This window comes from Streptomyces sp. C (genome assembly GCF_000158895.1).
Lineage (GTDB): Bacteria > Actinomycetota > Actinomycetes > Streptomycetales > Streptomycetaceae > Streptomyces > Streptomyces racemochromogenes.
This window is the reverse complement of the sequence record NZ_GG657750.1, coordinates 990456-1000861: the sequence shown is the minus strand read 5'-3', so window position 1 is coordinate 1000861 and position 10406 is coordinate 990456. Positions and strand designations below refer to the sequence as shown.

The following is a 10406-nucleotide window of genomic DNA, read 5'->3' as shown; positions in this document are numbered from 1 at the left end:
CCTTGTGCCGGGTGATGCCGGTCAGGAGGAACCGTCCCGCCGGGCCCCGGACGGTACCCGGCCCGGAAGAGAAACGCGGCGAGGAACACCTGCTGGGCGACGTCCTCGGCCTCGCGCGGATCCCCCAGCGCGCGCAGGGCCAGGGCGTGCACCATGGGCCGCCAGCGCCGGTAGACGGCCTCCACCTCGGCCTCGTCACCGGCGCCGAACCCGGGCTCCGCGGCGGGTGCGTCGTCCTGCGGGGGAACGGTGTCCATACGCCGAGCCTCCCGATCCGCCGCCCCCACCTCCACTCGCACCGTTTCCGCATCGATTCCGCACCCCCGCTCCGCGCGACCCGGCTCCAAGCCCGCTCCGCCCGGGCCTCCTACCGAGCGGCCCGTTTCCGCTCCTGCGCCCGCGCCGCCGCTCCTGCGCCCGCGCCGCCGGGCCTGCGCTTGCACCGCGGGTCCGCGCCCGCGGCGCCCTGGCCTCCGCCCAGGTCCGCCTGCGGTTGCGCCGCCGGGTCCGCGCCCGCGCCGCCCTGGCCTCCGCCCCGGGTCCGCCCGGCTCCGCGCTCGCGCCGTCCCGGCCCGCCTCCGCGCCGCCGGGCCTGCGCCCGCGCCGCCGGGCCTGCGCCCGCGCCGCCGGGCCTGCGCCCGCGCCGCCGGGCCTGCGCCCGCGCCGCCGGGCCTGCGCTCGCGGCGCCCCCTTCGCCCCGGTCCGCCTGCGCTCGCGCCGCCGGGTGCGCGTCCGTGCCGCCCTGGCCTCCGCCCCGGGTCCGCCCGGCTCCGCGCCCCCGGGCCTGCGGCCGAGCCGCGGCGCCCGGGCGTCCGGTCCCGTTCAACAGGTGCCTGGGCGCAGTTCCGGCTGGCGGACGTAGGCGAGGCCTACCGCGCACACCACCGCCGACGCCGGCAGCAGCAGCCAGTTCACCGTCCACCCGGCCCGCACCAGCAGGGCCCCCGTCAGCCCGCCCGCGAACATCGCGGCGACCGCCCACGCCCGCCGCCCCCAGGCCCCCGTGCCGTAGCCGAAGGCGCTGTCGTGCCCCAGCGCCGAGCCGCCCAGGAGGGCCGTCATCGACCGGGTCACCAGCGTCGTCGGCACCCCCGGCATGTTGACCCGCATGCTGGTGACGTTGCGGAAGCCCATCGCCACCGCGAGGACGGCGGCCGTCATCAGGTGCCGCGCGGCCGGGTTCCCGTACCGCGGCGGCACGCCCCACCCGACGCAGGCGGCGGCCAGGACCAGCGCCGCCTCCACGGCCAGCCCGATCACGAACCAGTGCCGCCCCCGGGCCTGCGCGGCCCCCTCCAGCCGGGCCGCGCACACCGCGCCGACCGCGAACGACAGCAGCGACACACCCGACGCCAGTGCGGGCAGGCTCCCTTCGTGTGCCGCGCCGAAGGCGAGGAACAGCACGTTGCCGGTCTGCATGGCGGTGAACACCGGCCCCAGCGCCAGCAGGCTGACGGCCTCGATCAGCCCGGTCACCCAGGTCAGCACCAGCAGCAGGACGGTCAGCCGCCTGCACTCACGCACGTCCATGACGCCCGACAGTGACACGCCCGCCCGGCTCCGGCGGCCCGACATGCCGGGCGGTGGCCCCCCGCCATAGGGTCCGGGCATGAGTGAACTGCTACTGGTGAGGCACGGGGAGACGGCGTGGAGCGCGAACGGGCGCCACACGGGGCTGACCGACGTGCCGCTGACCGCGCGGGGCGCCGACGAGGCCCTCTCGCTGGCCCCCTTCTTCCACGACCGGGAACCCGCCCTGGTGCTGACCAGCCCCCTCAGCCGGGCCGTCGCCACGGCCGAACTCGCCGGGCTCACCGGCGGGGTCCCCGAGCCCGACCTCCACGAATGGGACTACGGCGGCTACGAGGGCGTCACCACCGCCGAGATCCAGCGCACCCGCCCCGACTGGTCGCTGTTTTACCGACGTTTTTTCCCCCGGGCGACGTCTTTTCTCCCCGGCGAGCAGGCCGCCCAGGTGGGCGCGCGCGCCGACCGGGTCCTCGCCCGCGTCGCCGGGACGCTGAGCGCCGGCCGGGGCGACGTCGTACTCGTCGCACACGGCCACTTCCTGCGCGTCCTGACCGCCCGCTACCTCGGCCTGCCCCCGCAGGACGGCCGGCTCTTCCTGCTGCGCACCGGCACGGTCAGCGTGCTCTCCACGGAGCACGGACTCCCGGTCATCGCGGGCTGGAACACCCGGCCCTGACCACCCCTCAGGCCGCCTCCGGACCCGCCGGCGGCGGCTCGGGCAGGGCCAGGCACAGGGCGTCGAGCGCCGCCGCGAACGCGTGCTCGGGCGGGGTGCCGTAGCCCAGCACCAGCCCGTCCCGCGGGGCCATGACGCTGTCCGGGTGCAGGTACGGGCCCAGCCCGTCCAGCGCCAGTCCCGCCCGCCGCGCCGCGCGCAGGGCGGCCGCCTCGGTGTCCGGCGGCAGCTCCAGCACCGCGTGCAGCCCGGCCGCGACCCCGCTGACCCGGACGTGCGGGGCCTCGGCCGCGAGCCGCGCCGCCAGCAGGTCCCGGCGGCGCCGGTAGACCTGCCGCATCCGGCGCAGGTGGCGGTCGTAGCCGCCCGAGGAGACGAACTCGGCCAGGGTGAGCTGGTCCGTCACCCCCGACCACATCTCGCGCTCGCCCTTCGCCTCCAGGACCTCGTCCACCAGCCGGCCCGGCAGCACCATCCAGCCCATCCGCAGCGCGGGCGACAGGCTCTTGCTGACGGAGCCGACGTACACGACCCGCTCCGGGTCCAGGCCCTGCACGGCGCCCACCGGCTGGCGGTCGTAGCGGAACTCCCCGTCGTAGTCGTCCTCGACGAGGAGCCCGCCGCGGGCCCGCGCCCAGTCCACCACCGCCGCCCGCCGCTCGGGGTGCAGCGGCCCGCCCGTCGGGAACTGGTGCGCCGGCGTGAGCAGCACGGCCCGCGCGTCCACCCCCGCGAGCTCCCCGACCCGCGCGCCCCGGCCGTCCACGGTCAGGGGCACCGTCGCCCGCCCGGCCCGCTCCAGGAGCTCCCGGTGGAACGGCAGCCCGTACGACTCGACGGCGACCGGGCCCGTCAGGACCGAGCCCAGCAGTTCCAGCGCGTGCGCGAACCCGGAGCAGAGCACGATCCGGTCGGGGGAGGTCCGTACGCCCCGCGCCCGCGCGAGGTACTCCGTCAGCGTGCGCCGCAGCTCGATCCGGCCGCGCGGGTCCCCCACCCCGAACGCGTGGTGCGGGGCGGCGGCCAGCGCCCGCCGGGCCGCGCCCAGCCAGGCCGTACGGGGGAAGGCCGAGGCGTCCGGGGAGCTGGGCAGCAGATCGTGGACGGTACGCCGCCGCACGGGCCGGGCCGGACCCCTCGGCCGCTCCGGCTCCAGCGGCACGGCCCGCTCGGCGACCCGGGTGCCCGACCCCTGGCGGGCCGACAGCCACCCCTCCTCGACCAGCTCGGCGTACGCGTCGGCGACGGTGTTGCGGGCGATCCCCAGGTCGGCGGCGAGCGTCCGGTAGGGCGGCAGCCGGGTCCCCGGCGCCAGCCGCCCCGAGTGCACCGCCTCCCGCAGGGCCCCCATCAGCCGGGCGCGCAGGCTGCCACCGCCGCTCAGGTCCAGGTGCAGATCACTGCCGTTGCCGTCGCCACCGCCACCGCCGTCGCCGCCGGAGGGACGCTCCTCCGCCGGATTGACCCAAGATCCCCGCATGGAAATGAACCCTACGCCCGGTCGATCACGCCCATAGGTTCTTCACATGACAACTTTTCAGGTTCCCGAGCGCATGAACTTCTCCGCCGTCGCCCCCCGGGTCTTCAAGGCCGTCCTCGCCCTGGACGCCGCCGCCCGCAAGGGCCTGGACCCCGTCCTGCTGGAACTGGTCCAGATCCGTGCCTCGCAGATCAACCGCTGCGCGTACTGCATCGACTACCACACCGGCGACGCCCGCAAGGGCGGCGAGTCGGAGGAGCGCATCTACCAGCTCTCCGCCTGGCACGACTCCAGCCTGTTCACCGAGAAGGAACGCGCCGCCCTCGCGCTCACCGAGGAGATCACCCTGCTGCCCGGCGGCGTCTCGGACGCCGTCTACGACGAGGCCGCACGCCACTTCGGCGAGGAGGAGCTGGCCCACCTGATCGCGCTCGTCTTCACCGTGAACACCTGGAACCGGATGAACGTCACCACCCGCAAGACCCCCGGCACCGAGTGACCCGACCCGCCCCGCCCGCCTCGCGCGCGGCCGCCGTGTGCGTGACGATGCGTACATGAACGACGGCGACCGCGCCGGGGCGGGCAGCACCATCGGCGACGCCGGCCCCGAGGAGGGCCTGAAGGCCAACGCGATCGGCTTCCTCGACGCCCTCGTCATCCGCCCTGAACTCCACCTCGCCGGCCTACTCCCTGGCCGCCGTCATCGGCCCGATCGTCGCCCTGGCCGGCATCTACGCCCCGGGCGTGATGCTGGCCTCGTTCGTGCCGATGCTGCTCATCGCCGCCGCCTTCTACTACCTCAACAAGGTCGACCAGGACTGCGGCACCACCTTCTCGTGGGTGACCCGGGCCATGGGCCCCTGGGCGGGCTGGCTCGGCGGCTGGGCCATCACCATGACCGGGGTGCTCGTCATCGGCTCCCTCGCCGACGTCGCCGTCCACTTCGGGCTGCTCGCCGCCGGCCTCGACGACTGGGCCGCCAACCAGGTGGTCCGCCAGGCGCTCACCGTGGCCGTCATCCTCGCCATGACCGCCGTCTGCGTCATCGGCACCGAACTCTCCGCCCACCTCCAGGACGTCCTGATCCTCGCCCAGGTCCTCTTCCTGCTGGTCTTCGCCTTCGTCGCCATCTACCGCGTGTATGCCGGCACCAGCACCCTCGACGAGATCGAACCCTCGCTCACCTGGCTCAACCCCTTCGGGGCGGGCGGCGCCGCCCTCACCGGCGGGCTGCTGCTCGGCGTGTTCATCTACTGGGGCTGGGAGTCCGCCGTGAACCTCACCGAGGAGGTCGAGGACTCCGCCACCGCTCCCGGCAAGGCCGGCATCTGGTCCACCCTGGTGCTGCTGGTCACCTACCTCTCCGTCGGCTTCGCCATCGTCGCCTACGCCGGAACCGAGTTCCTCGCGAAGAACGCCGGCGAGGAGGAGGCGGTCTTCGCCGTCCTCGCGCACGAGGTGATGGGCGGCTGGGACTGGATGGTGCTCCTCGCCGTCTGCACCTCCGCCCTCGCCTCCACCCAGACGACGATCATCCCCGCCTCCCGGACCGCCCTGTCCATGGCCCGCCGGCACGCCCTGCCCCCGCACCTGGCCCACATCCACCCCCGCTTCCACACCCCTGAGGTCAGCACCTGGTGGGTGGCCGGCATCGCCATCGCCTGGTACCTGATCGTCAACCAGATCAGCGAGAACGCCCTCCTCGACTCCCTCACCGCGCTCTCCCTGCTGATCGCCTTCTACTACGCGCTCACCGGCGTGGCCTGCGCCGTCTACTACCGCCGCCACCTGCTGGAGAACGCCCACAACTTCTTCCTCATCGGCGTGGGCCCGCTGGTCGGCGCCGGACTGCTGGCCTGGCTGCTGGTGGAGTCCGTCGCCGACATGTCCGACCCGCGCAACTCCGCCGGCGGGACCTCCTGGTTCGGCCTCGGCCCGCCGCTGGTCATCGGGATCGGCATCGCCGCCCTCGGCGTGCTCCTCATGTGCTTCTGGCGGGTCCGCGACGGCAGGTTCTGGCAGGAGCGCCGCAGCGTGGTCGACCCGGCCCTGGTGCGCGGCGCGAAGGGCTGAGGAGGCCGGATGTCCGTGGTCCTTGGTTACGACGAGTCCCCCGGCGCCGAGCGGGCCCTGCGGGTGGCGCTGGAGGTGGCCACCGCCTTCGGGGAACCCCTGGTCCTCGTCTACGGGGCCGCCGCGCCCGGAGCCACCGGCGAGGAGTACCGCGCCCACCGCGAGGCCGTCCTCCAGGCCGGCCGCGCCGCGCTCGCCCGGGCCGTCGAGGCCGCCGACGAGGCGGGCGTCCCCTCGACGGTGGAGGTGGTGGACGACAAGCCGGCCCAGGCCCTGCTCGCCGCCGCCGAACGCCACTCCGCGCGGGTCATCATCGTCGGCAGCTGGGGCGACAGCCCGATCCGGGGCGCCCTGCTCGGCTCCACCCCGCACAAGCTGCTGCACCTCTCGCCCGTCCCGGTGCTGTGCGTGCCGACCGAGGACGGCCCCTGACGCCTCCGGCGGCCGGAGCCGGGCGCGGACCGGGCGCGGACCGGGCGCGGACCCGCCGCGGACCGGCCGCGGACCGCCCGGTCCGTTGGCCTCCCGGTGGCCGGAAAAGGTGCTTCAGCGCTGTGCCAACGGTCCAGCGTGACGGACGTCGCTTGAGCCAATGCCCCTGCGGATGCTTATCTGTGTCATATCCATGTACTTTCGGCGCCGCGCAGCGCCGGACGGCAACGAGGCCGGTCCGGAGCGCGGTGCCTTCGCCGTGCCCGTGCTCCGCCCACCACCCCCGGGCGGATCCGGGCCGGCGCGCTTCACTCCGAGGGGGGCGGCACACCGCCATGAAGAGGATGTTCGTGGCTCCGGATCCGGGGCGCACCAGACTGCGGAACTCGCTCCGTGCGGTGATCGGCACCGGCCTCGCCGTCGCCGTCGCCGAACTGACGGGGCTCTCGCTCACCGCCTCCATCACCGGCGGGCTCGCCGCGCTGCTCGCGCTGTTCACCGTCCTCGACGCGGACGTCCGCGCCCAGCGGGTGACCACCGCCCTGCTGCCGGCCACCGGCTTCCCCGTCCTGGTGCTGGCCACCGGACTGCACGGGATGCCGACCGCCCGCGACGCGGCCTTCCTCGCCGTCGTCTTCGCCGGGGTCTACGCACGCCGCTGGGGGCCGCGCGGCCACGCCCTCGGCATCTTCGGCTTCATGATGTTCTTCGTCACCCAGTTCCTGCACGCCCGGCCCGCCCAGCTGCCCGAGCTGTTCGCCGCCGTCGCCCTGGCGCTCCTGTCGGCCGGGGCCGTGCGGTTCGTGCTCTGGCCCATCGAGCGCCGCACGCCGCCCGCCGCACCGCCGCCGCCGCTGCCCGGCACCGGTCTGGCCCGTCCCACAACCCGCCAGGCCTTCCAGGCCACCGCCGCCTGCGCCTTCGCCCTCGCCGTCGGCCAGGTGCTGTCCGAGGACCGCTGGTACTGGGCCGTCGGCACCGCCTGGTGGATCTTCGTCAACACCGCCTCGCGCGGCGAGACCCTGGTCCGCGGCTTCCGCCGGGTCCTGGGCACCGTCGTCGGCATCGCCGCCGGCCTGCTGATCGCCGTGCCGCTGCACGGCGCGCCCGCGCCCACCGCGGCCCTCGTGGCCGTCTGCGTCTTCGGCATCTTCTACACGGCGGCGCCCTCGTACTCCTGGATGATGTTCTTCGTCACCGTCATGGCCGGGCTGCTCTACGGGCTCCTCGGCGTGCTGCACCCCGGACTGCTGCTCCTGCGCTTCGAGGAGACCGCCGTCGGCGCCCTCGGCGCGGCCCTCGCCGTGGTGCTGATCCTCCCCGTGACCACCCACGGCGCCAACGACGCCTGGATCCAGCGCGCCCTGCACTGCGTACGGGCCGCCACCGCGGCCTCCCTCGACCGCCTGGCCGGAGACCCCGCGGCCGACCCCGCCCCGCACGCCGCCGAACTGGAACTCCTGCTGGTCCGCGCCCGCGTCGCCCTCGCGCCGCTCGTCCACCCGCTGAGCCCGCTGCGCGCCCGCAAGGCCCGCGCCCGGCAGGTCATGGCGCTGCTCGACGACTGCGCCCGCGAGGTGCGCGGGCTCGTGGCCGTCGCCGCCGACCCGCAGGCCTCCCACGACGCCCGGCTCGCCGCCGCCTGCTGGCGGGTGGAGGCGGCCGTCGAGGCCCTCACCGCCCCCGAGGGGTCCCCGGAGCCGGCCGCGCCGCGCACCGCGGCCCGGGAGTCCGGCACCGAACCGGCCCTGGCCCACCTGCACGGCCTGGAGGAGGCCCTCGTCGCCCTGGCCACCCCGCTGCGCACGGACCCCCGGGCCCCGCTGGTCGTCACCGCCTGAACCGCCTGGACCGCCTGGACCGCCTGAACCGCCTGGACCCCCCTGCTGCTCAACCATCCGGAATGCGGCGGATGATAGGCCCGCGGAGCGCCTCGCCGCAGGCCGTTGCGCCGACATCACCCGGAGGGGTGTTCCGGGAGCCGCATCCCCGCCGGGCTGAACTGCGCCGTGTACAACGGGTGATTGTTCATTGCACATTCATCCGGCATGTACAGGGTGGATCTGGTCGGACAGGGGGTAACCGCCCGGAATGGAAATTCTGCAGAAGCACTCGAGCACCGCTCAGGTGTGGGAGGAAGCCGAGGAGTTCATCCGGCTCTTCCACCGGGAGAATCCGCAGGCCGGTGATCCGCGTGCCCGGCTCGCCGCCGTACGGGCCGAGCTCGCGGAGACCGGCACCTACCGGCACACCCCGCAGGAGCTGGTCCACGGCGCCCGCGTGGCCTGGCGCAACAGCAACCGCTGCATAGGCCGGCTCTACTGGAACTCCCTGCGGGTCCGCGACCGGCGCGGGCTGACCGATGCCGAGGACATCGCCGCCGAGTGCTTCGAGCACCTGCGCGAGGCGACCAACGGCGGCCGGGTCCGGCCCACCATCACGGTCTTCGCCCCCGACACCCCGGACCGTCCCGGCCCGCTGATCTGGAGCGAGCAGCTGGTGCGCTACGCCGGCTACGGGGACCACCACTCCATAACGGTCGGCGACGCCCGCAACGCGCCGCTCACCGAGGCCCTGCTCGGCCTCGGGTGGTCCGGCGGCGCCGGCACCCCCTTCGACCTCCTCCCGCTGGTCGTGCAGGGGGTCGACGACAAGCCCCGCTGGTTCGACACGCCCGCGGACGCCGTGCTGGAGGTCCCGATCCGGCACCCCGACGAGCGCGACGACTGGAGCGAGTGGGGGCTGCGCTGGCACGCCGTGCCCGCCATCTCCAACATGTGCCTGGAGATCGGCGGCATCCACTACCCGGCCGCCCCGTTCAACGGCTGGTACATGGGCACCGAGATCGGCGCCCGCAACCTCGCCGACACCGACCGCTACAACCTCCTCCCGGCCGTCGCCCGCAGACTCGGCCTGGACACCTCCAGCGAGCGCTCGCTGTGGAAGGACCGGGCGCTGGTCGAGCTCAACCGCGCGGTGCTGGACTCCTTCGACCGGGCCGGGGTCACCATCGCCGACCACCACACCGAGTCCCGGCGGTTCCTCTCGCACCTGGAGCGCGAGGAGCGCAAGGGCCGCGAGGTGGGCGCGGACTGGTCCTGGATCGTCCCGCCGATCTCCGGAGCCGCCACGCCCGTCTTCCACCGGACCTACGAGGACCGGCCGAGCTCCACGGCGTACGTCCACCACCCCGGCGCCCAGGAACGGGCCAGAGGACGGGACTTGGTCTAGACCTTCTGTTACCGTCGGCTCCGGAGACGGATCCGGGACGGCGGAAAGAGGCACCAGTGGGCGGCGCGCACAGCACGGACCAGGGCGGCGGACACCGGGCCTACATCGGCTCGTTCACCTCGGGGGGCGGCCGCGGTGTCACCACCGCGGCCGTGGATCCGGCCACGGGAGCGCTGACCCCGCTCTCCTGCGCGGACTCCCTGGCCGACCCCTCGTTCCTCACCGTCGACCGGCACTCCGGCGTGCTGTACGCGGTGAGCGAGACCGGCCGGGGAGCCGTCGGCGCCTTCCGCGCCACCGCCGCGGGGCTCGCCCCGCTGGGAGCCCCCGTGCCCGTCGACGGCTCGGGACCCACCCACCTCAGCCTGGCCGGAGGCCGGCTGCTCACCGCCAACTACGGCTCCGGCAGCGTCAGCAGCCTGCCGCTCACCGCGGACGGCGGCGTCGCCGGACCGGCCGCGGTCCTCGCCCACAGCGGATCCGGCCCCGACGCCGAGCGGCAGGCCGGCCCGCACGCCCACCAGGTGCTCCCCGACCCCACCGGCCGCTGGGTGCTCACCGTGGACCTCGGCGGGGACGCCGTACGCGTCCTCGTGCTCGACCCGCAGACCGGAGCGCCCCGGGAGCACGCGAAGGCCGTCCTGCGCGCCGGGACCGGGCCGCGCCACCTCGCCTTCCACCCGGCGGGCGAGCTGGTCTACGTACTCCACGAGCTGGAGCCGCAGCTGACCGTCTGCCGCTGGAACGCGGCCGACGGGCGCCTCGAACCCGTCGGCGAGGTCCCCGTCGCCCCCGGGACCGCTCCGGGCGGCGCGCGGGCCTACCCCTCGGCGGTCACGGTCTCGGCCGACGGCCGCTTCCTGTGGGCGGCCGTCCGCGGGGCCGACACCCTGGTCACCTTCTCCCTCGCCGGCGGTCCCGAGGAGCCGCGGCAGGCCGGGACCACCGGATGCGGCGGGCCACTGGCCGCGCGACCTGGCCGCC

9 protein-coding genes and 1 pseudogene are annotated in these 10406 nt (G+C 75.2%); 7 read left to right on the top strand and 3 right to left on the bottom strand.

Annotated elements, in window-relative coordinates; all coding sequences use genetic code 11:
* Positions 1-257 (bottom strand): sigma factor (locus SSNG_RS04440; RefSeq protein ID WP_277752134.1); only part of this gene is annotated, 257 nt, incomplete at its 3' end.
* 565 nt (positions 258-822) lie between these two features.
* Positions 823-1530 (bottom strand): YoaK family protein, encoded by a 708-nt coding sequence (locus tag SSNG_RS04435; protein ID WP_042800526.1) that lies wholly within the window; start codon positions 1528-1530, stop codon positions 823-825.
* Between the two features lie 79 nt (positions 1531-1609).
* On the opposite strand from SSNG_RS04435, the gene SSNG_RS04430 reads away from it, so the two are divergent.
* Positions 1610-2206 carry a histidine phosphatase family protein gene (locus SSNG_RS04430; protein ID WP_007262602.1) on the top strand — a complete coding sequence of 199 codons (597 nt, stop codon included), beginning with the start codon at positions 1610-1612 and terminating at the stop codon, positions 2204-2206.
* Between the two features lie 7 nt (positions 2207-2213).
* On the opposite strand, the gene SSNG_RS04425 is transcribed toward SSNG_RS04430, so the two are convergent.
* Complete coding sequence (locus SSNG_RS04425) at positions 2214-3686, bottom strand: PLP-dependent aminotransferase family protein (protein ID WP_007262600.1); 1473 nt, start codon at positions 3684-3686, stop codon at positions 2214-2216.
* 73 nt (positions 3687-3759) lie between these two features.
* On the opposite strand from SSNG_RS04425, the gene SSNG_RS04420 reads away from it, so the two are divergent.
* The 6 genes and pseudogenes from SSNG_RS04420 to SSNG_RS04395 form a co-directional block, all read left to right on the top strand.
* Positions 3760-4185: a carboxymuconolactone decarboxylase family protein gene (locus tag SSNG_RS04420; protein WP_042800525.1), complete on the top strand. Its 426-nt coding sequence runs from the start codon at positions 3760-3762 to the stop codon at positions 4183-4185.
* Between the two features lie 55 nt (positions 4186-4240).
* Positions 4241-5759, top strand: a pseudogene (locus SSNG_RS04415) (APC family permease).
* Between the two features lie 9 nt (positions 5760-5768).
* On the top strand, positions 5769-6191 hold the full coding sequence (locus SSNG_RS04410; RefSeq protein ID WP_007262597.1) for a universal stress protein: 423 nt from the start codon (positions 5769-5771) through the stop codon (positions 6189-6191).
* Between the two features lie 344 nt (positions 6192-6535).
* Positions 6536-8032, top strand: a complete 1497-nt coding sequence (locus tag SSNG_RS04405; protein ID WP_128636864.1) for an FUSC family protein — start codon at positions 6536-6538, stop codon at positions 8030-8032.
* Between the two features lie 250 nt (positions 8033-8282).
* Complete coding sequence (locus tag SSNG_RS04400) at positions 8283-9422, top strand: nitric oxide synthase oxygenase (RefSeq protein ID WP_007262595.1); 1140 nt, start codon at positions 8283-8285, stop codon at positions 9420-9422.
* Positions 9423-9478: 56 nt separating this feature from the next.
* Positions 9479-10406 (top strand): beta-propeller fold lactonase family protein (locus SSNG_RS04395; RefSeq protein ID WP_050779547.1); only part of this gene is annotated, 928 nt, incomplete at its 3' end.